Origin of the sequence: Aquibacillus rhizosphaerae, from assembly GCF_030282825.1 — a bacterium.
In the GTDB taxonomy this organism is placed as follows: Bacteria; Bacillota; Bacilli; order Bacillales; family Amphibacillaceae; genus Aquibacillus_C; species Aquibacillus_C rhizosphaerae.
Genome location: NZ_JASTZU010000048.1, coordinates 78,886 through 103,761, shown reverse-complemented (window position 1 = coordinate 103,761; position 24,876 = coordinate 78,886). Strand labels below are relative to the sequence as shown.

Below are 24,876 nucleotides of genomic sequence, written 5' to 3'. Positions count from 1 at the left end.
TTCAGTTGCTATTGAACTGACATTTTCACCCACGTAGTATTGGTAATGTGCAACAACGAAATGACCCACCAGATTTAATGATTTCATTGAATTCCACTTCAATGATATCAAAACCTAACTTTTCCATTTCTTTATTAACTTTCTTATTTTCTGGCATACTTATTATCTTCTTATTACCAATGGAAAGTACATTGGTTCCCAAGGTGAATTGTTCTTCCTCATTCACTTCAATTAAATCATATTCTCGTGACAATATATCCATGTCTTCTTTTGTTAAGGCTTCTGGGTAAACGAGACCGACATTTGGGCCGATAACATTAAAACAGCAATCTAAGTGTAATATTCTTTCTGCTATCGGAAGAAGTTTCACTTGATGGCTTGGTAATAACGCTTTTAATGCATCAACAGCTTCAAATGTTGTTCGATTACTAATTCCTACCCAAACTGTATTATTATCGACAATAACATCTCCACCCTCAATCGACTTTTGAACTAAGTCTTTATAAGGAAAGTCATGTTGTTTTAAAACAGCTCTAAGTTCTCCTATCTCTGGTACTCGAACGTCGCTTCCCATCGAAGCAGTGAAGAGTTGATCCCCAAGACAAAAGCCAATATCTCTAGTAAAGACTTGTTCATGTAAATCAGGTTGAGATCTAATTCCAATCACGTCAACGCCATTATTCTGCATTACATTTACAAATTCATTATGTTGCTCTGTTGCAATATTTTCATCGATATTTTCATTCTGATAATGTTTTTGTGTTTCATTGATAATCTTCCCTATTTTCATATATTCTGGAGAACAGACAATTACTTTTTGTAAGGTATCATACTCATTTTGACAAGATACTTCTTGTAGACTTTCCCGCGGTTCTATTGACACGGAAAAAAACCTCCCTTTAACTTGTACAATTTCTATCTTCTTCTATTATAGCAAAGGCTGGTAATAAAGGCATAATTAACTGATTTCCCTTGATATAATCCGGTCTTTACCAGCTACATCAACGTGATAAAAGTAACCATCTGTACGAATAACAATATCACCTGATTTAGCTGTTGAATATATTGTTGCACCAACATCTAATAGCTTATCTATCGTTGTTTTAACTGGATGGCCATAATCATTATTTATACTGTAAGACAATATTGCTTTTTCAGGTTTAACTTCTTTTAAAAATGAAAGCGAACTAGATGTATCGGAACCATGGTGGCCCACCTTTAATATTTCTGCATGTATGTCATAATCCTCTATCATTTCTAATTCCTGTTTATTTTCGACATCGCTCATTAACAAAAAATCAATTTGTTTATAGTTTAATAAGAATACCAGAGAAGATTCATTATTGTTTTTTAAAAAACCAAAGCTATTCAGTACTTTTAATGTAATATCCTTATCCAATTGTTTGACATCATTTTTCCGGGCAATTTTCACAGGTATATTTTGTTGTTTGATTTGTTGTAAATATCGGAAATACGTTTCGGTATGATGTAATTTACCACTATCCAAAATCAAATCTACTTCAAAGCTTTCGAGCACCTCCACCAGACCACCAATATGGTCAATATCTGGATGTGTGGCAACTACTAAGTCAATATCTCTAATCCCCTCTTGTTTTAGATACTTAACTAACTTATCTGATGAAGATGGTGGCCCGCCATCAATTAAAACTTTCTTCCCATTTGGTGTTTCCACTAACATACTGTCCCCTTGTCCAACATCAATAAAATGAACTTGTAATTGTTGCCCATTCTCAGTATTAGAACCATGTACTTCACGTAGTGGTGAGAATACTACTAAAACCACTAAAAATATCCAGGCGAGTACTTTAATTGTTATATTACCTTCTAACACGAGACACCCGCTCCCATTTCCATAAGAATCTGCTACAACTCTTTTCACAGTTTTTCTTTAGCTTCTCATTTTAATGTTGAATTATGAATACGTACTATTAGAAATTGTTGACAGTTCGATTTAATCTTATATAATATCCTTTAAAAGTTGAGGAGGAAGCCGCATTTGTTTATACATCGTATTGATCAACATCTCTATTTAAAAATATTAGATATAAGTGATGCTAATGATTTATTTGAATTAACAAGCCGCTCAAGAGCACACTTGAGAACCTGGTTACCATGGGTGGATGAAACAAAAGATGTCGAAGATTCGAAAATCTTTATTCAATCATCACTAGAAAGATTACCAAAAAATAATGGTTTCACTACAGGAATCTGGTACAAGAATGAGCTTGCTGGAGTTATTAGCTTTCACGAAATCAATTGGAAAAATCATTCCACAAGTATTGGCTACTGGCTTGGAGAAGGTTTTACTGGAAATGGAATTATGCTTAGATCAACAAAAGCACTAATAAAATACGCTTTTAATGAACTTAAATTAAACCGAATTGAAATACGTTGTGCTACAGACAATATCAAAAGCAAAGCAATCCCAGAAAAATTAGGTTTTGTCAAAGAAGGTGTACTTCGTCAAAGTGAAAATTTACCTAGTGGATTTGTTGACCATTTCGTCTATGCCATTCTTAAAGAGGATTGGGAAAATAGAAAAAACCCTTGATTATACAAACATAATCAAGGGTTAACTTTTATACTTTTTTAACTACTATATCATCATTCATTACATCTACGTGAATCGTTACAATATCTTCCTCATCCAAAATTAAATCGGTAATTCCGTCTTCTACTTTGTCTTGAATCACACGACGTAATGGACGTGCACCGAATCTTGGGTCATAGCCTTTATCTGCCAAGTATTGTTTGGCTGGCTCAGAGACTGTAATACTATATCCCTCTTCTTTTAAATTCATCTCAAGTTCAGTTAGCATAATTCCCACAATTTTAATTAGATCATTTTGTTCCAATTCATTAAATGGGATAATCGCATCAAAACGGTTCAAGAATTCAGGTTTAAAATAAGCACTTAATGTCTCAAGTGTTGATATTGCATCATTTTTGCTACTATTAAATCCTACAGTTATTTGCTTATCTCCAGTACCAGCATTACTTGTCATAATAATAACAGTTTCTTTAAAGCTAACCATTCTACCATGACTATCCGTTAAATGCCCATCTTCCATGATTTGCAAGAACATGTTTTGCACATCTGGATGTGCTTTTTCAATCTCATCTAAAAGTATTAAACTATATGGGTTACGACGAACTCGTTCTGTTAATTGGCCAGCTTCTTCATGACCTACATAACCTGGAGGTGAACCAATAATTTTGGAAACGGAGTGTTTTTCCATATATTCACTCATATCCAGCCTTATCAATGATTCTTTTGTTCCGAATACCTCTTCTGCTAAGGATTTAGTTAACTCTGTTTTACCAACACCTGTTGGACCTACAAACAAGAATGAACCGATTGGACGGTGTTTCGATTTTAGTCCTGCGCGACTACGACGTACTGCTTTTGATACTTTTCCTACCGCATTGTCTTGACCAATAACCTTAGCTGACAGATTACTTGCTAAGTTTTTCATTTTTGATTGTTCATCGGATTGAATCTTTCTTACTGGAATACCCGTTTTTTCTTCGATAATTAGTTGGATATCTTCTAATCCTACAGATACTGATGGCTGTTCACTTGTATCATTTAATTTCTTTTCAAGCATTAATTCTTGATGTCTAAGATTGGCTGCACGCTCATAATCTTCTTTCTCTGCAGCTTCTTGTTTTTCTTTTGCAATTTCATCTAATCGTTGTTGTAAACTATCGGTATCATTTTCGGATTGAATTAAATTCAATCTTGAACCCGCTTCATCCATTAAATCAATTGCTTTATCTGGTAAGAAGCGGTCTTGCAAATAGCGTTTCGATAAAGTTACAGCACCTTCAATAGCTTCTTCTGTATAGGATACTTTGTGATATGCTTCATACCTTTCTTGTAATCCTTGTAAGATTAAGATTGCTTCATCTAATGAAGGTTCCTTAACCATTATTGGTTGAAAGCGTCGTTCTAGTGCTGCGTCTTTTTCAATTTGACGATATTCTTTTAATGTTGTAGCACCAACTAACTGTAATTCACCTCTAGCTAACGCTGGTTTAAGAATATTACCTGCATCCATTTGTGAACCTTCTGCAGTTCCAGCTCCAACTAATAAGTGGATTTCATCTACAAAAAGAATCACATTTTTTCTTTCTTGTAGCTCAGTGACAAGCTGCTTCATTCGCTCCTCGAATTGTCCTCTTATGCCTGTATTTGCAACGAGTGAAGCAACATCTAAAATATAAATTTCCTTATTTAGTAACTTCGATGGTGCATTTCCTTCTACTATTCTTAATGCTAAGCCCTCCGCTATAGCTGTTTTACCAACACCAGGTTCACCAATTAGAACTGGGTTGTTTTTATTTCTTCTATTTAACGTCTCAATTACACGTTTCACTTCTTTTTCGCGACCAATTACTGGATCTACTAGACCTGCTTTAGCAGCATGTGTTAGATTTCTACCTAACTCGTCCAGCAAACCACCATTACCTTTTGATGCTTGTTTATTACCATTGGCTTCTTGAAATCCTGCTGGACCACCAGCACCAGTAAAGAAGTTATTAAAGTCCATTGGTCCTTGCTGATTTGAAAAGAACCCTGATGGATTTTTAGTATGCTTTTGTATTTCTTCAAAACATGTATCACATACATGTAATTGTTGAGTTTTTTGATTAAATCGAAGGGTAACATTAACATTAGCTTCACGAACACCACACTGTTGACATTTCATATTCGCTTCCTCCTTCTTCAATAATGTATATGTTATAAGATCAATTTTGACTTTGACTATATTTGACCTTTGACTACATTATAATTTGACTATCTTTGACTTTCAAGTATTTTGATTAATTTTTTTGAATCTAGTATATTTTTTTATAACTTCGCTTACTACCAAGTCTCTATGAAAAAGCCTAGTTTCACTTATACTATCGAAAAAGAAAGTTAATCATTTTTGATAGTATAAAAAAATACCAATTCATGAAAATCACTCGTCATGAATTGGTATTTTATATTGGCTGATTTCTGCGCTAACGACTTCAAAAGGTATCAGTACTAATGCTAACAAAATAACTAAAATCCAGGCTAGTTCCTTTAACACGAACTACTCCCCCTAATGAATTCTTTTAATCTATCATAACATATGATTAGCTTAAAAGACGAAAAAAGGCAAATTCCCTCTCATTTCCATTACTTTGTTATTTGTTCTTTTTGTCTCAATTCAATTCTACGAATTTTTCCTGAGGATGTTTTTGGTAATTCCTCTATAAACTCTATTACTCTCGGATATTTATATGGTGCAGTTGTTTGTTTTACATGATTTTGTAATTCTTTTATTAAATTATCTTTGCTTGAATCAATTGTTTCCTGCAGTACAATGTAAGCTTTCACTACATTACCTCGTATTTCATCTGGACTTGCTACGACTGCACATTCTTTTACTGCTGGATGTTTTACTAGAGCATCTTCCACTTCAAATGGTCCAATCGTATAGCCAGAGCTAACAATAATATCATCACTTCTACCCTCGAACCAAAAATATCCTTCTTCATCCATGGACGCTTGATCACCAGTAACATAATAGTTTCCACGTTGCGCCTTTTTCGTACGTTCTGGATCTTTATAATATTCTTTAAATAGAGCCGGTGTATCTAGAGGAATTGCAATGTCTCCTACTTCACCAGTAACTACTGGATTACATTGATCGTCAATAAGATGAACTTCGTTACCCGGAGTCGGCTTACCCATCGAGCCTGGTTTCACTTTCATCCCTTTTAAGAATCCTAACAATAAAGTGTTTTCCGTTTGTCCATAACCATCTCTTACCGTAACATTAAAATGATTCATAAACGTATCGATTACTTCCCTATTTAAAGGCTCTCCCGCAGATACTGCACTATGTAGTTCGGGGAGTTTATATTCATTAAGATTGTCCACCTTAGCCATTAGACGATATTCTGTTGGCGTACAACACAGTACATTAATTTTATTGGACTCGAGTAAACTTAAGTATCTTTTCGGATCAAATTTACCATGGTAAATAAATCCGGTTGCCCCTGAACCCAATACAGAAAGGAGTGGACTCCATACCCATTTTTGCCAACCAGGCGCAGCAGTTGCCCAAACTTTGTCCCCTTCACTTATACTCAACCAATTTGCGGGAGCAGTTCTTAGATGTGCATAACCCCAAGCATGTGTATGTACGACACCTTTAGGGTGACCAGTGGTACCGGATGTATATGGTAAAAAGGCCGTATCACTACTTTTTGTTTGAACAGTTTCTAATTGATCCGAACTATTTGCCATTTGTTCATCTAAATCGTTCCAACCATCAACTTTTTTCCCGACAGAAAATGTAATCAATTCATCTAATTGCTCAATTTCATTAAACTGGTTCGCGAATGGATAGTAACTAATAATTCCACTTACTTCCCCATGTGTTATTCGGTATTGTAAGTCTTTTGTCCGTAACATTTCGGAACTTGGAATTAATACAATTCCTGCTTTTAGTGCAGCAATATACACTTGATAGGTTTCGATTAGCCTAGGCATCATCACCAAGACTTTATCACCTTTTTTTAACCCATTCTGTTTAAAAACATTGCCTATTTTATTTGCGTTCTTAATCAATCTCTCATACGTTATTTCTTCTGAATTACCTTGATCATCCTGCCAAATTAAAGCTTTTCTGTTAGGGTCTTTAGCGAATTCTTCCATTTCCATTACAATATTATAATTTTCAGGGGCAATTAAATCCTCTTTTTTCAATGTGATCACCCTTTTACAAGTTAGTAATAGGTCCCAACTTTTAGTATCAGGTCCTAATTACGTAATTATAACAGGTTTATAATCATCAGTGAAGAAATCTGCAAGTAATCCTATTACAATAGAAGTTAGAAACAAAAACTATTATAAATTCGGAAAGCATATTTTTTATTAGTATGTTATGATAAAACCAAATAAGGAGGGATTAATGATGAAACAAAATCAACTCCATGTGACTTTAAACAAAAAAAAGCTTACATTAACTGCACAACAGATGACCTTTTATAAACAGAGCAAGATAGTCGAGGCTAGAGATTCTAATCATAATTATTATTATTTGTTTTTCTATAAAAATGATTATATAAATGGAACAAGCTCCAATCAGATAGGAATTAATTCATACGTACACCGTGCCTTTACACATGGTATTCATATGGATGGAGAGCATCCATTAACAGTCGCGCTAATACGTCAACATGACTCCTTCCATTTACAAACCTTTAATCAACTATTCAAAAAGTTACAACAAAAGTACACTGAGTTAGAGACCGCGTTAATCTTCACTTTTTTTGATTCCTTCACCGCGCAAGATTCCATAAAGAAACTTCTAAAAAAAACCTATTATCAGTACCGCAGAAATGGGCAAATGCTTGCAGCCTTTCAATTATTACTTATATACATACATCATGATAAAAAAGATAGCTTTGCACAAGACATGATCAATAATATGCAATTCCGTTCCTACCACCAATCCTATGAAAACTTAAATCAAGTATATATAAAAGACCCTTTACAATTTGAAATAGTTAGCTTTGATAATTTAAAAAATAAGAAGCATGTAAACTTACTTCTTGAGTTATATAAAAAACAACAGCGCTGGATTGATGAACTTGCATTAAGAATTCACTTACTCAACATTGACTATTCATCTGAAAATTTTGCGATTATTCAAGAGATGATTACATTATTTAACGAGGAGGAGCAAACAGATCTATTACAATTGTTATCAAAGCAAGCGGATAATAATCCAAACTTACAAGAAACCGTCTTAAACCATTTAATTCACTCAGGTAGACATAATGAAGCGGTTGACCTTGTAATGACATCTGATTATCAACCAAACAAACAACAGCTTGAAAGTATTAAGATAAGTATAGAGAAGGCAGACCCCTCAAACCTTACGCCGTTAATCAATAATTCAAACGAGCGGTTGCTTCAATTAGTTTCTAACGATCATAAAACACTAGAATCTTTAACAACAGTTTTTGTCTCATCTTTTTTGCGAGAGCATAGTTTAGATACTATCCTCCAATGGTTTTCTCCATATCGCAAGGCAAAAATCCATCTTCCTATTGAGCAAAAGTTATTAAAAATGCAAACGCTCGAAGATGATCCCGATCAACAGTATGCGCTTGGGCAATTATATCTAGAATTTCATCAATTCGAAAAGTCCGTTGACTGCTTTAAATGGGAAATGGAATTAAATCCAAGTGATCCAAAACCAGTCCAGTCATTAACAAAAGCGCTTAACGAAATTGGCAATAAAGAAGAAGCATCTGCTTATCAACAGTTGCTAATTCAAATGCAAAAAACATCATAAAATTATTAACTCCATTACTTCTTCAATTAGGAATGGGGTTTTTTTGTGTATTTCCTGAGCAATGGATTATCCTTATCAAATGAGGAATGCAAATTTATTCCTCAATACGTTTCATAATAAAATCAATCATTAAAACTAAATCATAGCTATGATATACTATGTGCAATCTATTAAGAAGATGGACAGGTGATATAATGGACAAGAAATTTTATGCGATTATTGATATTGGCTCCAACACAATGCGATTAGTAGTATATCTCCAAGAAAAAGCAGGTCGGTTACGAGAAGTAGAGAATGTTAAAGCAGTAGCACGATTACGGAACCATCTTGACGATGATGGTAAGCTCTCTGCCCAAGGAATCCGCACCTTAACTCAATTCTTACATGGTTTTAAACAAGTGACAGACACTTATCAGTTAGAACAAATCGTTTGTGTAGCAACTGCAACGATTCGCCAAGCAACAAATCAAGATGAAATAAAGTTGGTTTTAAATAAAGAAGTCGGCTTTACCATGCGCATACTTTCTGAACACGAAGAAGCATTTTATGGTTATCTAGCAGTAGTTAACTCCACCTCCATTACAGAAGGAATTACCGTTGATATTGGTGGCGGGAGTACTGAACTCACTTATTTCAAAGATAGAAAACTAATTCACTCCCACAGTTTTCCTTTTGGTGCACTGACATTAAAGGAATTTTTTACAAACGAAAAACCGAAGGAAGATGAATGTGTAAAATTAAATCTGTTTTTACGAGAACAATTTGATTCACTTCCTTGGATTAAAAATAAAAACATACCACTAATTGGTATTGGAGGAAGTGCCCGTAATTTGGTTCAGATCGATCAAAACATTAAAAAATATCCATTAGCGGGGCTTCATCAATATAAAATGCAAGCAAGTGATATTATCCAGATAGGTAACTATTTAGCTAGCTTACCTTTTAGTAAGTTACAAAAAGTAGAGGGACTTTCAAAAGACCGGGCTGATATTATCATCCCTGCTATTGAAGTATTTCAGTGTTTATATCAAACCATGCAAGCCGATAGCTTCATTTTAAGTAGAAAGGGATTAAGAGATGGCGTCTTTTATGAACAATTATCTAAAGACTTAGGATCTTTTATATTCCCTAACGTTCTTGAAGATAGTATTCAAGAGTTAATTAACGACTACGACTTAAATCCTAGCCAGATAATTCACGTTCAATATCTTACGAGAAAAATGTTTGCTTATCTTGAAGAACAAGGAATTGGTTCTTTAACTTCAAAAGACTGGACTTTACTAAAACGAGCAAGCTATGTATTCAACCTTGGAAATTATATTGATTCAGAATCAAGTGCTCAACATACCTTCTATCTATTAGCTAATCGCACAATAGATGGTTTATTGCACATGGAAAGGTTAAAGTTAGCACTGATTGCATCCTTTAAGAATAAAACGGTTTTTAAACAATTTATATATCCATACAAATCTTGGTTCTTAAAAGAAGAACGAAAAAAGATACGTTTTTTAGGTTCCTTACTAAAATTCGTTTATTGCTTAGATGCAACAAAAAGACAAGTTGTTCAAGATTTTGAATGTGAATCCACACAAGACAATATAAAGATAACGTTGTATTGTAATCAAGATTGGATGCCAGAAGCATATCAAGCAGAAAAACAAAAAAAACATTTTGAAAAAACGGTTAAAAAGAATATTGAGCTTCAGTTTGTAGATAACAGACAAAAATTTACAAAAACTTAACATAAAAAGTATAGACTTGAATAGTATACCTAGTAAGATAGATAAGAGAGACTATCGACAAAGGATGATAGGGGATGTCAATATTAGACAAGGCAAAGGATTTAGACAATCCTTTATATTACAATAATCGTGAAATTAGCTGGTTAGACTTTAATAAACGCGTATTAGAAGAGGCATTTGATAACAATAATCCACTGTTAGAAAGATTTCGATTTTTAGCTATATTTACTTCCAACTTAGATGAATTTTTCATGGTACGCGTTGCCGGACTAAAAGATCAGGTTAAAGCTGGTTTTAATAAAATGGACAACAAATCTGGATTAACTCCAAAACAACAACTCGAAAGAATTTCTCAGCTTAATCATCAATTAGTTGAAGAACAATATAATGCGTTCGATCAAATGCAAGACCCTTTAAATCGTGAAGGTATATCGATTTTATCTATTGATAGTTTATCGCACCATGAACTAGCTAAACTAGAAGAGTATTTTGATGAACATATATTTCCGGTATTAACACCAATGGCTATTGATGCCTATCGACCTTTTCCTATGCTTTTAAACAAATCACTTAACATTGCAGTAGTGTTAGAAAAACAAGATGATTACATTGATTTAAAGCGAAAAACAGCAATTGTACAAGTACCAGCCCTTTTAGATAGATATATTAACATTAATGATAATAACGAATACGTTTTCCTAGAGGACCTTATCGGTTTTTTCATTCATAAGTTTTTTAAAGGATATCAGGTACTTTCTATAACTGAATTTCGGATTACAAGAAATGCCGATATGACTATTCACGAAGAAGGAGCAAGAGATCTTTTAAAAGAAATTGAAAAAGAACTTAAAAAAAGAAAATGGGGTAGCGCTGTTCGCTTAGAAGTACGAAAGGAAAAGTATGATCAGAACATTGTTGAGTTTTTACTACATGTTTTGGAAATCCATAAAGGAGATCTATACTACATTAAAGGCCCCTTAGATTTGAGTTTTCTTTTTAAATTTTACAATGATTTATTTATTGATCATGACCACCTCGTATTTCAAACGTTAATACCCCAGGCACCACGTGATATAGAGCCCAAGGAAAGTGTATTTGAAGCAGCCAAAAAAAGAGATATTTTCTTACATCATCCATATGAATCGTTTGTACCTGTCATTGATTTGGTGGTAGAAGCAGCTGATGACCCTGATGTATTAGCAATTAAACAAACATTATATCGTGTGAGTGGGGATTCTCCTATTATTGCAGGATTAAAACGCGCGGCAGAAAAAGGTAAACAAGTAACCGTTCTTGTGGAATTAAAAGCTCGGTTTGACGAAGAAAAGAATGTTCAGTGGGCTAAAGAGTTAGAAAAGTCTGGTTGCCACGTAATCTACGGAATGAACGCTTTAAAAACACATAGCAAAATTACCCTGATTGTGCGGAGGCGCTTTGGTAAGATAGAACGGTTTGTTCATCTAGGTACCGGAAACTATAATGACCAAACAGCCAACTTTTACACGGACATGTCCTTAATTACTACCAAACGTAAATTTGGTGTAGATGCAACTAACTTTTTTAATTATTTAAGTGGGTATACCGAAACACCTAAGTTTCATCATATAGCAATGGCTCCTTTTGATATTCGAAGTAATCTAATAAAATATATCAATGATGAAATTCAGTTCCATAAAACCAATGGAAATGGGCGAATTATTGCCAAAATGAATTCATTAACTGACAAACCCTTAATTAAGAAGTTTTATGAAGCTTCTCAAGCTGGCGTTAAGGTAGATTTAATCATCCGTGGTATCTGCTGTTTGCGACCAGGAATAAAAGATATTAGTGATAATATCCGCGTTCATAGTATTGTAGGCAGATTTTTAGAGCACAGTCGAATATATTATTTTCATCACAATGGCGAAGAAAAAATCTTTTTATCATCAGCAGATTTAATGACAAGAAACATGGTGAAACGAGTCGAGATATTGTTTCCTATTTATGAAGGTGCTATTAAAAGTCGTATTAAAAAGACACTGTTAATTATGCTTCAGGATAACGTGAAGACCCGAGTTCAACTTAACAATGGGAACTATCGTCATATCTATCCCGAATCTGATAATGAAGTGATTGATAGTCAGATGGTTTTATATAACATGGCCTATCGCTTATTAGATGACGAGGAATAGTAATACACTCTAACATTGAGTAAAGCCTTTGCCGAAATAACGGGCAAAGGCTTTTTACATTTACATACCAAATATTGATTTTGGAATCATATCTTTTAATACTAACTCGTCAATACTTCTAAAGGAATAGCCTTGTTTACGGAGGTCATCAATAAGGTTTTCTAGAGCTTCTGCATTATCTTTTGACACCGTGTGTAAAAGAATTACAGCACCTGGATGTATTTGATCTATAACTTGTTGATAAGCTTGTTGCCAACCTTTTTGACTGTTCGTATTCCAGTCTACAAATGCCAACGACCAGAACATGTGAATGTAGCCTAATTCATTAGCCCATTGGATTGTATCTTCATTAAAGGCACCTTTTGGTGGACGAACATATTTCATTGAATCCTGTTCCGTAATGGAAGCTACCTTTTCTTCTAAGGAAGCTAACTCTTTTTCTAATTTTTGCTTCGTTAAAGACGTAAAATCAGGATGATGATTCGAGTGGTTTCCAACAATATGCCCCTCATTTACCATTCGTTTTACTAAGTCAGGTTGGTCATTAACGTAATGTCCCGTTACGAAAAATGTAGCAGGAACTTTCTTTTTCTGTAATACGTCGAGTACTTTTTCAGTGTATCCTTCTTCATAGCCATTATCAAAAGTTAAGTAAACAACCTTATCACCTGACTTATCTAAATAAAAGCCACCATTTTCTTCAAGAATATTACCATACTTACCGACTTCAGGCGGTTGATGATTGGTGCCTTTTTTAAATCCCCATCCATAGCTTTCTGCTTGAACTGCAAACGGAAAGGATACCAATATCAATAACAGTATTAACACATAAACAAAATGTTTCTTCATCATATTATCACCCAATTTTTTCTCTTATTTTCTCTGAGTGAAGATGATAATATGCAAAAACAATACAATAAATTAAAGAATTAAAGCAGCAACCCAACCGAATAAGAATAATGGAATATTAAAATGCAGAAAAGTTGGTACACATGTATCCCAGATGTGATGATGTTTTCCGTCTGCATTAAGACCTGAGGTTGGACCTAACGTACTATCTGATGCCGGTGAACCAGCATCACCCAAAGCACCAGCTGTTCCAATTAAAGCAGCAGTAGCTAACGGTGAGAATCCTGCAGCAATACAAATAGGAACATATAAAGCAGCCAAAATTGGTACGGTACCAAATGAAGAGCCAATTCCCATTGTAATAACTAAACCAATAAGCAGTAACGTAAAAGCAATAAGTGGCTTGTTAGTACCTAATATATTCATAGACATTCCGACCAACTCATTTACAGCACCAGTTTCTTTAATAATGTGGCCAAATCCTGAAGCTACTAACATAACAAATGCTATAGTTCCCATCATCGCCACACCTTCACTTATGACGGTGTCACCTTTTTTAAACGGTACAACAACAAATATAAACATAAGTATAAGTCCTGTTAAAGCACCTAAAATTAAATTTTCTGTAATTATTTGTACTACTAAAGCAGCGATAATCGCTACAATTGTTAGCAAGTGCTTCACATTAAACTTCGGAGTAACACTACCTTCCTTCATGTTAACCACTTCATGGTCGGTGTTACTTATTGCTTTATCTTTACGATACGTGATAAAAACAGCAATCAATAGACCGACAATCATTCCTGAACCAGGAATCAAAAGCGACAAAGCTATTTCATTGACCGTAATACTCATTCCATTATTCTTCATACCTTCTAAAATCGTCTCATGAAACAATAATCCAAATCCAGCAGAAATCATTATATAAGGCGCTTTTAGTCCAAATGTCAATGCACTAGCAACTGCTCGTCGATCCAATTTCATTTCATCAAATATTTTAAGTAACGGTGGAATTAAGATTGGAATAAATGCAATATGCACCGGTACAAGGTTTTGCGACAACGATGCAATCCCTGCAATTGCTAATACTAACATCGCCTTTTTACCTGTCAGGATCTTGACAAGTGAATGCACCAGTAAAGTGGTAATTCCTGTATAACTGATTGCAACTGCAAAAGCACCTAATAGGATGTAGCTAAGTGCTGTACTAGATTGTCCACCCATACCAGCTACAAACAAATCCACGGAATCAATCAAGGATAAACCGGACATCAATCCTGCAGATAATGCTGCGATAGTAATAGCAACAATTACATTAACGCGTAACAAACTTAATACTGTCATAATAAGAACAGATATAATAACTACCCAAGCCATTTTATGTTGCTCCCCTTCAAAGTTTTATCTATGTTTTACCTCTATAACACTTTACCATGATAAAGTAGTGTTATAAAAAAATCAACCGGTAATTTCTTACCGGTTTTATAATCGAAGAAGAAGTGACCGAGAAACATTTTTGACTACATGAAGCACGTGGGTTTTCTTTAAATACTATGAGAAATATTCATCAATAATGTCTCTTTTTCAATGTAAATCTGCTTCTAATTTCTCAATTATTTCGATTAAGCTGTCTATATCTTCCACAGATGTCTTGCTTGGGTCCAGGCTCTCTAATTGTTCTAGAAATCCTGATAATTGCACTTTTAATTGGTCTATTTTCGCTTGTTGTGTCATCGGTTTACCCCTTTAATTAAATGATTGTATGAATAGTTTAACTCTAACGATAACAGTCTATCTAAGACACTAATCTACAAGAGAATAATACAAATAATACACTATTCATCCTATAAGAATTTATGATCTATGTCTAGGCTTCCCATACTCTGATTATTTTTATCATATTTAGAAATACGGATTTTCTATTCTTATATTAAATCATAACTGCCCGTTAATTCGATGAATAATGCTATAATAGGCACTCAGTATTTCTTTTTAGGAGGACAAAAATGACAGTAAATGAAGTTATGGAGCAATATGTTAATCCAATTTTCACTAACAAAGTATCCCTCATTATTATAGGAGCATTAATAGCCTTTTTATTTGTTATCTTTTCTAAAAAGGTGATTAGTACTTTTTTTGGAAGAACTAATTTCATTGATGAAAAGAAAGAACGAACAATCGAATCTATGCTTAATTCAATTATAAAATATATAGCTACGTTCGGATTCATCATCTATCTATTAGGTATATTAGGAATAGAGGTCGGAAAAATACTGGCTGGTGCCGGGGTACTTGGTATCATTCTAGGATTTGGTGCACAGAGTCTAATTAAAGACTTATTGGCTGGTATTTTCCTTTTGTACGAAAAACAACTCCACCAAGGTGACTGGATAAAGGTGAACAATACATATGAGGGTGTTGTAGAAGATATTGGTCTGCGATTCCTAAAAATTCGCGAGTGGTCTGGAGTATTAGTTACATTAAGCAATGGGCAGATTACAGCGATTGAGAATTACAATATGGACAAGATGCGTGTAATCGAAAATATCACTGTAAGTTTTTATGAAGATCCAAAAAAGGTTTTCTATTTATTAGAGAAAGTTTGCGTTCGGTTAAATGATGAGTTAGGTCATTATTTATTAACGGACTTAGATGGGAAACCACTTGAGCCTTTCGCCCTTTTTGGAGTATCTTCGCTGAATAATCAATTCCGCGGGTATCAATATACAGTCACTGGTTTTTGTGTTGACCATTTCTATTTTACTGCTGCTAAAGAAACAAGGAGAATTATTGCCGAAACCTTATTTGAAGAAAAAATTCAAATGGCAGAACAACATATCGATATGAGACAATCAGAATCTAAATGATGAATAAGAAAAAGCCCAAAAGGGGCTTTTTTAATTACTTTAGGTTAAAAGAAAAAGAAACATGATCTTGAATAGGTATCCAAGCTCCAATACCCTGTTTTGTAACATTTCTTATTTCAATCTCTTTCTTGGATCCTTTTAATTTTATATATACTTCACCAAATGTGACTTGACCTTTTTCACTAACTGCTGGAGCGTATGCATCTAAGTAACCCATTTTCTTAACCGGTATGGCATATGTGTTATCTTTTTTTGTATTTTTTCCTACAACTGTTTGAAAAGATAACGGTAAATCTGTATTTTCTTTTGCATTTAAAATTAACATCTTTTTAATTTGATCAGGGCTATCTATTTTTGCTGTTAATCCACCTTTTACATGCTTCTCTTCTTCTTGATTATAGCTCATCGTTTTTTGATTATTACCACCAATGTTGTTCAATTGATTTGTATTAATTTTTTGGTATTCCCAATTTATATTTGTTTCATCTGATTTGTAACTTAACGGCCAATGGCCCATATAAATCATACCACGGTAACCAATGGCAATTGGTGAAGGCTTCAAAGATGTTTCGTTCAACATTTTTATCAAATCAGGATTTTCAATTTCAATATCTGCCTCTTCAATTAATTCTTCAACTAAATCACTTGCTTCTAGAATTATTTCATCCTTTGTAGAATTTGGATACGTATTTTCTTTTGAAATATTAAGTACATGACTTGGTATTTTATTATGATCCTTTTCTTTAGGCTTAGCTTCTTTAGCACTTATTAATAAAGGAGCATTCATACAAAGTATAATAGTCATAACTATTGCAACCATTTTTTTCATGTGTCCCAATCCCTTCCTAATTTTTTATTAGTATTTTCGGGACGTTAGAAAGTTATTCAACACAATAGATATTAATCATTTTGTATAGCTTCAACTGGCGTAAATTTATTTAACATTTTTTTAGCAAATGGTTCAAACAACTGAATAACAGGCCCTATACATAGTAAGATGATAAATGTACCTATACCAATTGGTCCACCAAGTAAAATAGCAAGTAATAAAGCAAATACCTCTGTAATAGTTTTGGCTGTTAGCAAGTTTATTTTAAACCTTTTTTGAAGAGCAACCATTAAACCATCAACTGGGTTTAACGATAGTTTTGGCTGCAAATATAGTGAAACTCCAAAACCTAAAATTACTATTCCGACCATAAGTGAAAGCCCTTGAATCAAGAAGCCTTCTAAGTGCCAGTTCGTCATTACAATCAATAGCCAAAAATCGATCATAAAACCAATAACAAATATGGTAATTAAAGAAAATAAGTCTGGACGTTCTTTACCAATTAGTGCATTAACAACCATCAAGATAACACCCATGATTATAACCCAATTTCCCACAGTGAGGCCCGTTAACGAGGATAGACCAACATTTAATGCATCCCAAGCCCCAGCCCCTAAATCTGCTTTTATTGTCAATGAAATACCAAAAGAAAGTACAATCAAGCCTGTTACAAAAAATAAAATTTTCGTTTTAAAATTAATCATATTCCAATCTCCCCCACTTCAAATCATTACACTCTTTTGTAAAACTGCACAATTATCTCTAATCTTGTATTATGTACTTGGATCACCCAACTACTTAATAAAAGGCACTTGCCACTTGCCGTATACTTTGTTGCTATTATGTCACCTTTGATACAAAGTTTGCACTAAGTTTATCGTAACTTCCTTGCACCCTTTCTGAGATGAGTGCAAAATCTAACGCCACGGAAAAACAGTCCCTTTCCGGGGGCAGCACCTTAGCCTCTTCGCTAACAAAGACCATTTCCTTGAAAAAGAACAATACTTTTTCTGCGTGCGATGTCATTTCACTGGAGCTTTCCTTACCCTGTGGGGTTTTCGGAAGCTGCTCTTACCCCAGGACAAATGTTTTCGCTGGGGCGAGTAATCGCAGTCCCAGGAGCTGAAGATCCACTCAGAAGCGGTTTTTTTCTGAGTTAGTTTAAGCTGTGTCTGCGGAAAGAGAGTCGATTTTGCTTGAGGAGCGGGGCAAGTGCTCTAGTACAGACTTTATATTAATTTATGTCTAAAAGTTTTTTAACAACAATAAAAAAGAGCCACCTTATCCAAAAAGAATGGCTCTTTCATTTTATCGACTAAGCTCTATGGATTCAAGACTTTCCTCAATTAGAATGCTCTTTTCCACCGATCTAATCATTGAACAGTTTTTTCTTGCCACCGCCAAATTTTTGTAAAGCTTATCATCATCTAAGTGTCTTCCTTTAACTACATAATGCAAACGAATTTTTTCAATTCGATTAGCCTCTTCCGCGTTTCTTTCCACTTCAGCTGTTAAAGTAAAATCATCAAGGTCTACTTGTTGCTTGTTTAGGATTTTTCTAAATACAGAAGCACTACAACCAGCAATGGACGCGACCATCAGTTGATAAGGACGAAATCCGTCATCTTCATTCCCTGATATTTCTAACAAACCATACGGAAGTGATGTACGAACACCAGATTCATTTAAAACAAATTCCATTTTATCTACTCCCTTTTTAAGTATCTACTATCAATCTTACCACTTTTCGTTAAGGTCTAACCTAATGTTTAAGTAGCAAGCATGGTACGCTTTATGTTTGACCTTTTTCACCTGTCATATTACATTGTTATTATTGTTTAAAAGTAAAAGTTAAATTTGGTAAAAAGTGTAACACAATATAAAAGAATGTTGGAGATACATATGAAAAATTTTAGATTTTGGATTTTAGTTAGTATTGTCGCAATATCTGGTTTTAGTCAAGGAATGTTACTTCCATTAATTGCAGTTATATTTGAAAATAGTGGTGTATCATCCTCATTAAATGGGATTAATGCTACTGCATTATATATCGGTATAATAATTGCTTCACCTTTTATGGAACAACCTTTACGTAAATTTGGTTATCGGTCCATTATTATATATGGAGGACTTATTGTTGTCGTATCCTTAGCATTATTCCCTATTTGGAAATCCTTTTGGTTTTGGTTTGTTCTAAGGCTTTTGATAGGAATTGGTGACAATGCATTACATTTTGCCACACAGACATGGATTACTTCTTTTTCACCAGAAAATAAGCGAGGTAGAAATATTTCGTTATATGGTTTATTTTTTGGTATAGGTTTTGCTATGGGTCCATTGATGACCCCTTTAGTTAATATTAATGAATCGATACCATTCATCGCTTCCTCCATACTATGTTTTATTGGTTGGGTTTTCTTATTTTTCCTTAAAAATGAATTCCCTGATAATGAACAAGGGATTGAAATCAATTCTTTCATGAGAACTGCAAGTCGTTTTAAACAAGCATTAAAATTTGGTTGGATTGCCTTTTTACCACCCATGGCTTACGGTTTTTTAGAGTCTTCACTAAATGGCAGCTTTCCAATATACGCCTTACGTATTGGTGTTGAAGTTGGAAATGTTTCGTTACTGTTAACGACATTTGCTGTTGGTGGAATCATTACTCAACTACCGCTTGGAATGTTAAGTGATAAATATGGTCGCAAAGCCATCCTAAAACTCGTATTATCAATTGGATTTACTAGCTTTTTCATCGCAAGTTTCATGGAACAATCGTTCCTAGTACTTTTTATATGTATTCTTATTGCAGGAATGGCAGTTGGCTCAACATTTTCACTCGGAATTTCTTATATGACAGATTTAATGCCTAGAAATTTATTGCCAACAGGAAATCTATTATGTGGGATTGCGTTTAGTTTCGGAAGTTTAGGAGGGCCATTTTTTGGCGGTTTCTTTATTCAATATTTTGAAAAGGTCAGTTTCTTTCACATTCTCAGCACTTTACTATTTGTTGTGCTTGTCATTCTGTTATGTAAGCGAGGGGACGGTCCGAGCACTTCTTTTTTAAAATAAAAGAGCAGGCGCCTTGCACACCACTATGGAAAGTACTGAATCTGTACATAGCTGTTTCTGCATTGCTATCCACACCTAAAAGATTTTATAATTTCCTGTTTATAAAAAAAGGAAGCATAGACCTATGCTTCCTCTACTTCTTGCTTTGTCGGCATTCCTTCTTGCGCTCCGAACTTTGTTACTGCAAGTGCTGATCCGGTGACCGCAAATGCCACTATGTTGGCAATCGGCCAATCTTGTGATAAACCATATGCTAAAGCAGCATTAAATGCGTCTCCGGCGCCAGTCGTGTCCACAACTTGATTCACTTTATAAGCAGGAACTATCATTAATTGATCTTCACACCAATAAGCACAGCCTTTTTCTCCTAACGTTACAATTAACTTCGTTTGATGCTTATCATGCCACTTTTCAAATACCTTTTCTAAGTTCTTCTTATCGAAACTAACCTTCGAACCAACAAGGACTTCTAATTCGGTCTCATTAGGAGTAATATAATCTACTAATTCTAAAAGCTCATCACTTAACTGTGTTGCTGGTGCAGGGTTTAAAATTGTTTCCACTTGATTCTTCTTGGCAATCTTCAGTGCAAAAGCAACTGTCTCAAGCGGTATTTCTAACTGCATGAGTAAAATATCCGCTTGTTCCACTAATTGTTCTAAAGATTGTAACTGGTTAGGTGTACATTCTCCATTTGCCCCTGGAATAACGATAATACTATTATCATTAGGTAAATGAACTATATTAGCTATTCCAGTAGGAACAGTTGAAACAGTACTGATATAATTCGTGTCTAGATTATATCGCTTGAGTTGCTCAGTGATTTGGTTACCGAACATGTCATTGCCAACAGCACCAACCATCTGGACTTTGCCACCTAACTTCTTAATTCCAACAGCTTTATTCGCACCCTTACCTCCTGGTAAATATAAAACATGCTTTCCATGAATCGTTTCACCTGGAAGCGGAGCTCTATCTGCGGAAACAACAACATCCATATTTAGGCTACCAAGAACAACAATCTTCTTTCCCATCCAAGCACACCACTTTTCTTCATATTTATACCTAGCTTACATAACGGCTAAACCTTTTTTCAAGTCTTTCTTGGAATGCAGCAATTACAATACACAAAGGCCAGTAGATAAAAGCAATCAATAAATACATCGTCATATAATCAAACGTACTTCCACCAACAATTTGTGCTTTTTGAAATAACTCTGGTACCGTAATCACGGCAGCAAGTGACGTGGCTTTTACGACATCTAAAAATACGTTTGTTAATGGAGGTAAAGCAATTCTAGTTGCTTGAGGCAAAACTATCCGTATTAGCGTGTTCCAGTAATTAAACCCTAACGCTTTAGCTGACTCCCATTGCCCACTCGGCACACTATTTAATGACGCTCGGTTAATTTCAGCTATATAAGCAGCGCTATTTAAACCAAAGCCCATGACAGCTGCTGTGTACCCACTTAGTTCAATACCAACGACAGGCAAGCCATTATAAAGAATAAAAAGGAAAACTAAGATTGGCGTTCCTCTCATGAACGATATATATAATCGAGACGGCCAACGTAATAAACGATTTTTTGAACTACGCCCTAAAGCTAGAAATATCCCCAAGGTTAAACCCATGAACATCGCTACAAATGAAACAGCAATGGTCATCGGTAAGCCACCTAATACAAATGGAAGACTCCTAATTGCAAGCTCTACATCAAAAAGGTTTCCAAAATCAAAACCATTAACATCGATCTCAAACATCTCTTCTCACCTACAGCTCAAGTCCTTCAATTTCAACCACTTCTTCTTCTGGCTGCTTAGAAGCATCTTTCCCACCAAAAAATTGTTCTGATAGTTCCGTCAACGTTCCATCTTCGCGCATTTCATTTAGAACTTCGTTGACTTTCTCTGTAAGTGTATCAGAACCTTCAGGCATTACTATTGCTTGTTCTGTAGGATGAAATCTTAAGTCTGGGTGAAGTACGATATTAAACTCTGGAAAAGCTTCTAATGCAAGGCTTTGTAAATAGTAATCATTGATAACTGTGTCCGTTCTACCATTATCCACATCTCGTAGGTACGTATCATTTGTTGCATTTCCGTATGTCACCACTTCAGCTCCATAGTGTTCAGCAATTTGACTAAATACGGTCGTTGCTCCTCCACCTGCTTTTTTACCCTCTAAATCTTCAAGCGAATCAATACCTGAATGATCTTCTTCCCTTACAATCATCGTAGTGTAAGAATATTTATATGGATCGCTAAAAGAAAACTGTTCTTTTCGTTCCTCTGTTACTTCGATATCGTTAATAATTAAATCCACTCGTCCATTTTTCAAAGACGCAAACATCGTGTCTATACCCATTGTTTCAAAAGAAAGTTCTAAATCTAAACGGTTAGCTATTTCTTTCATTATCTCAACATCATAACCTGTTAATTCTTTTTTTTCTTCATCATTATAAAAAGAAGTCGGATACAATGTTCCAGATGTGCCAACCACTATTTCACCAGCCTCTTTAATTTCATCCCAATATTGTGATGATACATTATCAGTTGATTGTTCTTCCTGACTATCTTCCCCAGTACCACATGCCGCTAATACAATCAAACCAATGAACAGTAGTAATAAAAACCCCTTTTGCTTCATTATATACCCACCTTATTTTTATTGTTATATATTTTATACCCTCTAAAAGATAACAGTTTACAGTTATCATTTCAACACTATTACTCACTGTTACTAAATTATTTACTAACTGTTATATAAATAAGGATTGTAAATATAACAGTAAATTCATTATTTATATTCCTTTTAAGATGGTTTTATTTTCCCCAAAAAAAATTATGCTTATAGAGCCTAATAAGATGACTAAGTATTGACGGATATAAATACTATGATAATATAATATTTAATACTAGATTATAATAACTATAAATAAATAATAATGATTATTATTCTCAAATCAGCTAATAAACCTGAAAGAAAAGATTTTACGCGAATGATTAACATTATCAATTAATAAAGGAGGTTGATTTACTTGTCCACACTTTTAAGAATTATTACAAAGAATGATTTTCAATTACCAAAATTTCCAATTATATATATCAAACTATTATCTAAACATAGCGAACTGATAGCTGCCATCTTAAGCGGAGTTCTCATACTCATCGCTTGGATTTTAGAAGGGAAAATACACGATACATCTTGGGTAGCCCTAAACCTTACCGCATTTACAATTGGTGGTTTCGCAAAAGCAAAAGAAGGTTTAGAAGACACCATTGTTAACAAACAACTTAATGTCGAATTGCTTATGATTTTTGCAGCAATCGGATCAGCATCCATCGGCTATTGGACGGAAGGCGCTATTTTAATCTTTATATTTGCCTTGTCTGGAGCTCTTGAAACCTATACCATCAATAAAAGCGAACGAGAAATATCTTCCCTGATGAACTTGCAACCAGAAAAAGCATTACGTGTCTCTGGCCAAAAAGAAGCATGGGTTGATGTTACTTCATTAATAATTGGAGATCGAATTTTAATTAAAGCAGGAGAACGTGTTCCAGCTGACGGAATAATAACCAAGGGTAGTTCTTCTATTGATGAAAGTGCAATAACTGGAGAATCTATTCCGGTTGAAAAAAACAAACACGATGAAGTTTTTGCCGGAACAGTCAACATAAATGGTAGCTTAACTGCAGAAATAACAAAATTATCGAGTGAATCATTGTTCCAAAAAATCATTAACCTTGTACAAACTGCCCAGAGTGAGAAGTCACCATCCCAACTGTTCATTGAAAGATTTGAAAGCAGCTATGTCAAAATTGTTTTAATAACTGTTGGATTGATGATGTTCTTACCTCATTTCTTATTTGGATGGAGCTGGACGGATACTATTTACCGAGCAATGATTCTTCTAGTGGTCGCTTCACCTTGTGCCCTAGTTGCGTCTATAATGCCAGCAACACTATCCGCTATTTCTAATGGTGCAAAAAATGGTGTTTTATTCAAAGGCGGAGTTCACATTGAAAATCTGAGCAACATCAAAGCAATCGCCCTAGATAAAACAGGAACTCTAACTATCGGTAAACCAGAAGTTACTGATACTTATATTCATCCTGATCATCATGAAAGTGATATTTTAGGGGTCGTAAGAGTAATGGAAAAAGAATCAAATCACCCTTTAGCTCAGGCAATTGTAAAGTTTTGCAACGAAAAAAATATAAAAGAACCGTTTGAGATTAACGAGATGAAAGACGTAAGTGGTAAAGGTATAACCGCTATTATTAATGATGAGGACTGGAAAATAGGTAAAGCTGACTTTATTGGCGAGCATGCATATCAATTTGCTGGTAACCTCCCATCACAATTGGCTAGAGAAGCAAAAACACTCGTTTTTATCGCTAAAAAAAATGAAGTTGTGGGTTTAATTGCCCTTAAGGATTCATTACGTGAAGATACAATTGAAGCGATTAAAACCTTAAACAATTATGGGATCCATACCATTATGCTATCTGGAGATAACTCAGATACTGCTAAAGCAATAGCTAAAGAAGCAAATATTGATCACTATATAGCAAATTGTATGCCAGAAGATAAGGTAACTCACATTAAAGAATTACGAAAAAAGTATCAAAATGTAGCCATGGTTGGAGATGGCATTAACGATGCACCTGCACTAGCTACAGCCAATATCGGTATCGCTATGGGTGCAGGATCTGATGTAGCACTTGAGACTGCAGACATTGTACTCATGAAAAATAAATTAACAAAAATCGCGAACGCAATTAAATTGTCCACTAAAATGAATAAGATTGTTAAGTATAATATTATTTTCTCTATTAGTGTTATTGCAGTTTTAATTGCAACAAACTTTATTCAAGTATTAGACCTTCCATTAGGTGTTATTGGACACGAAGGAAGTACAATTCTTGTTATACTAAACAGCTTACGCTTGTTAAAGTCCTAAATATTTTGTA

At 34.5% G+C, this 24,876-nt stretch carries 20 protein-coding genes; 7 read left to right on the top strand and 13 right to left on the bottom strand.

Features of this window, described 5'->3' with window-relative positions:
* Window positions 1-25: 25 nt before the first annotated feature.
* A complete protein-coding gene (locus QQS35_RS15505) occupies window positions 26-883 on the bottom strand; it encodes a dimethylarginine dimethylaminohydrolase family protein (RefSeq protein ID WP_285933126.1) in 858 nt (285 codons plus the stop codon).
* A gap of 75 nt (window positions 884-958) precedes the next feature.
* Window positions 959-1,852, bottom strand: a complete 894-nt coding sequence (locus QQS35_RS15500; protein WP_285933125.1) for a ComEC/Rec2 family competence protein — start codon at window positions 1,850-1,852, stop codon at window positions 959-961.
* A 165-nt stretch (window positions 1,853-2,017) separates the two neighbouring features.
* Between QQS35_RS15500 and QQS35_RS15495 the strand changes: the two genes are divergently transcribed.
* Window positions 2,018-2,572, top strand: coding sequence for a GNAT family N-acetyltransferase (locus QQS35_RS15495; RefSeq protein ID WP_285933124.1), 555 nt, complete (start codon window positions 2,018-2,020; stop codon window positions 2,570-2,572).
* 28 nt (window positions 2,573-2,600) lie between these two features.
* Here QQS35_RS15495 and QQS35_RS15490 read toward each other — a convergent pair whose 3' ends face one another.
* Both QQS35_RS15490 and mbcS read right to left on the bottom strand, forming a co-directional pair.
* The gene (locus QQS35_RS15490) at window positions 2,601-4,733 is read right to left on the bottom strand and encodes an ATP-dependent Clp protease ATP-binding subunit (RefSeq protein WP_285933123.1); all 2,133 of its coding nucleotides are present in this window, start codon (window positions 4,731-4,733) and stop codon (window positions 2,601-2,603) included.
* Between the two features lie 458 nt (window positions 4,734-5,191).
* Window positions 5,192-6,769: an acyl-CoA synthetase MbcS gene (gene mbcS / locus QQS35_RS15485; protein WP_285933122.1), complete on the bottom strand. Its 1,578-nt coding sequence runs from the start codon at window positions 6,767-6,769 to the stop codon at window positions 5,192-5,194.
* Between the two features lie 208 nt (window positions 6,770-6,977).
* Between mbcS and QQS35_RS15480 the strand changes: the two genes are divergently transcribed.
* The 3 genes from QQS35_RS15480 (at window position 6,978) to QQS35_RS15470 (ending at window position 12,279) form a co-directional block, all read left to right on the top strand.
* Window positions 6,978-8,366, top strand: coding sequence for a tetratricopeptide repeat protein (locus QQS35_RS15480; RefSeq protein ID WP_285933121.1), 1,389 nt, complete (start codon window positions 6,978-6,980; stop codon window positions 8,364-8,366).
* 194 nt (window positions 8,367-8,560) lie between these two features.
* Complete coding sequence (locus QQS35_RS15475; protein ID WP_285933120.1) at window positions 8,561-10,108, top strand: Ppx/GppA family phosphatase; 1,548 nt, start codon at window positions 8,561-8,563, stop codon at window positions 10,106-10,108.
* A gap of 74 nt (window positions 10,109-10,182) precedes the next feature.
* The gene (locus QQS35_RS15470) at window positions 10,183-12,279 is read left to right on the top strand and encodes an RNA degradosome polyphosphate kinase (RefSeq protein WP_285933119.1); all 2,097 of its coding nucleotides are present in this window, start codon (window positions 10,183-10,185) and stop codon (window positions 12,277-12,279) included.
* A 60-nt stretch (window positions 12,280-12,339) separates the two neighbouring features.
* On the opposite strand, the gene pdaA is transcribed toward QQS35_RS15470, so the two are convergent.
* The 3 genes from pdaA to QQS35_RS15455 form a co-directional block, all read right to left on the bottom strand.
* The gene (gene pdaA / locus QQS35_RS15465) at window positions 12,340-13,128 is read right to left on the bottom strand and encodes a delta-lactam-biosynthetic de-N-acetylase (RefSeq protein WP_285933118.1); all 789 of its coding nucleotides are present in this window, start codon (window positions 13,126-13,128) and stop codon (window positions 12,340-12,342) included.
* A 72-nt stretch (window positions 13,129-13,200) separates the two neighbouring features.
* Window positions 13,201-14,505: a Na+/H+ antiporter family protein gene (locus tag QQS35_RS15460; protein ID WP_285933117.1), complete on the bottom strand. Its 1,305-nt coding sequence runs from the start codon at window positions 14,503-14,505 to the stop codon at window positions 13,201-13,203.
* 207 nt (window positions 14,506-14,712) lie between these two features.
* Window positions 14,713-14,862 carry an SE1561 family protein gene (locus tag QQS35_RS15455; protein ID WP_285933115.1) on the bottom strand — a complete coding sequence of 50 codons (150 nt, stop codon included), beginning with the start codon at window positions 14,860-14,862 and terminating at the stop codon, window positions 14,713-14,715.
* 272 nt (window positions 14,863-15,134) lie between these two features.
* Here QQS35_RS15455 and QQS35_RS15450 point away from each other — a divergent pair, with 272 nt between their 5' ends.
* The gene (locus QQS35_RS15450) at window positions 15,135-15,995 is read left to right on the top strand and encodes a mechanosensitive ion channel family protein (RefSeq protein WP_285933114.1); all 861 of its coding nucleotides are present in this window, start codon (window positions 15,135-15,137) and stop codon (window positions 15,993-15,995) included.
* A 34-nt stretch (window positions 15,996-16,029) separates the two neighbouring features.
* Here the strand turns inward: QQS35_RS15450 and QQS35_RS15445 are convergent, their stop codons facing one another.
* The 3 genes from QQS35_RS15445 to QQS35_RS15435 all read right to left on the bottom strand — a co-directional run bounded on the left by QQS35_RS15445 (window position 16,030) and on the right by QQS35_RS15435 (window position 18,525).
* Window positions 16,030-16,824 carry a YfkD famly protein gene (locus QQS35_RS15445; protein WP_285933113.1) on the bottom strand — a complete coding sequence of 265 codons (795 nt, stop codon included), beginning with the start codon at window positions 16,822-16,824 and terminating at the stop codon, window positions 16,030-16,032.
* A gap of 71 nt (window positions 16,825-16,895) precedes the next feature.
* A complete protein-coding gene (locus QQS35_RS15440) occupies window positions 16,896-17,528 on the bottom strand; it encodes a YczE/YyaS/YitT family protein (RefSeq protein WP_285933112.1) in 633 nt (210 codons plus the stop codon).
* A 604-nt stretch (window positions 17,529-18,132) separates the two neighbouring features.
* Window positions 18,133-18,525, bottom strand: coding sequence for an OsmC family protein (locus tag QQS35_RS15435; RefSeq protein ID WP_285933111.1), 393 nt, complete (start codon window positions 18,523-18,525; stop codon window positions 18,133-18,135).
* Between the two features lie 201 nt (window positions 18,526-18,726).
* Between QQS35_RS15435 and QQS35_RS15430 the strand changes: the two genes are divergently transcribed.
* A complete protein-coding gene (locus QQS35_RS15430) occupies window positions 18,727-19,899 on the top strand; it encodes an MFS transporter (RefSeq protein ID WP_331490795.1) in 1,173 nt (390 codons plus the stop codon).
* A gap of 122 nt (window positions 19,900-20,021) precedes the next feature.
* On the opposite strand, the gene rbsK is transcribed toward QQS35_RS15430, so the two are convergent.
* Genes rbsK through QQS35_RS15415 form a run of 3 tightly spaced genes read right to left on the bottom strand, consistent with a single transcriptional unit; the run spans window position 20,022 to window position 22,546 of the window.
* The gene (gene rbsK, locus QQS35_RS15425; RefSeq protein WP_285933110.1) at window positions 20,022-20,933 is read right to left on the bottom strand and encodes a ribokinase; all 912 of its coding nucleotides are present in this window, start codon (window positions 20,931-20,933) and stop codon (window positions 20,022-20,024) included.
* Between the two features lie 31 nt (window positions 20,934-20,964).
* Window positions 20,965-21,660 carry an amino acid ABC transporter permease gene (locus tag QQS35_RS15420; protein WP_285933109.1) on the bottom strand — a complete coding sequence of 232 codons (696 nt, stop codon included), beginning with the start codon at window positions 21,658-21,660 and terminating at the stop codon, window positions 20,965-20,967.
* Between the two features lie 10 nt (window positions 21,661-21,670).
* Window positions 21,671-22,546 (bottom strand): transporter substrate-binding domain-containing protein, encoded by an 876-nt coding sequence (locus tag QQS35_RS15415; RefSeq protein WP_285933108.1) that lies wholly within the window; start codon window positions 22,544-22,546, stop codon window positions 21,671-21,673.
* A 409-nt stretch (window positions 22,547-22,955) separates the two neighbouring features.
* On the opposite strand from QQS35_RS15415, the gene QQS35_RS15410 reads away from it, so the two are divergent.
* The gene (locus QQS35_RS15410) at window positions 22,956-24,866 is read left to right on the top strand and encodes a heavy metal translocating P-type ATPase (protein WP_407933974.1); all 1,911 of its coding nucleotides are present in this window, start codon (window positions 22,956-22,958) and stop codon (window positions 24,864-24,866) included.
* The last annotated feature ends 10 nt before the right edge of the window (window positions 24,867-24,876 follow it).

Coding starts and splice junctions, on each gene's coding strand:
- QQS35_RS15490 (WP_285933123.1), bottom strand. CDS start 4,733: ATGAAATGTCAACAGTGTGGTGTTCGTGAAGCTAATGTTAATGTTACC.
- QQS35_RS15480 (WP_285933121.1), top strand. CDS start 6,978: ATGAAACAAAATCAACTCCATGTGACTTTAAACAAAAAAAAGCTTACA.
- QQS35_RS15475 (WP_285933120.1), top strand. CDS start 8,561: ATGGACAAGAAATTTTATGCGATTATTGATATTGGCTCCAACACAATG.
- QQS35_RS15470 (WP_285933119.1), top strand. CDS start 10,183: ATGTCAATATTAGACAAGGCAAAGGATTTAGACAATCCTTTATATTAC.
- pdaA (WP_285933118.1), bottom strand. CDS start 13,128: ATGAAGAAACATTTTGTTTATGTGTTAATACTGTTATTGATATTGGTA.
- QQS35_RS15460 (WP_285933117.1), bottom strand. CDS start 14,505: ATGGCTTGGGTAGTTATTATATCTGTTCTTATTATGACAGTATTAAGT.
- QQS35_RS15455 (WP_285933115.1), bottom strand. CDS start 14,862: ATGACACAACAAGCGAAAATAGACCAATTAAAAGTGCAATTATCAGGA.
- QQS35_RS15450 (WP_285933114.1), top strand. CDS start 15,135: ATGACAGTAAATGAAGTTATGGAGCAATATGTTAATCCAATTTTCACT.
- QQS35_RS15445 (WP_285933113.1), bottom strand. CDS start 16,824: ATGAAAAAAATGGTTGCAATAGTTATGACTATTATACTTTGTATGAAT.
- QQS35_RS15440 (WP_285933112.1), bottom strand. CDS start 17,528: ATGATTAATTTTAAAACGAAAATTTTATTTTTTGTAACAGGCTTGATT.
- QQS35_RS15435 (WP_285933111.1), bottom strand. CDS start 18,525: ATGGAATTTGTTTTAAATGAATCTGGTGTTCGTACATCACTTCCGTAT.
- QQS35_RS15430 (WP_331490795.1), top strand. CDS start 18,727: ATGAAAAATTTTAGATTTTGGATTTTAGTTAGTATTGTCGCAATATCT.
- rbsK (WP_285933110.1), bottom strand. CDS start 20,933: ATGGGAAAGAAGATTGTTGTTCTTGGTAGCCTAAATATGGATGTTGTT.
- QQS35_RS15420 (WP_285933109.1), bottom strand. CDS start 21,660: ATGTTTGAGATCGATGTTAATGGTTTTGATTTTGGAAACCTTTTTGAT.
- QQS35_RS15415 (WP_285933108.1), bottom strand. CDS start 22,546: ATGAAGCAAAAGGGGTTTTTATTACTACTGTTCATTGGTTTGATTGTA.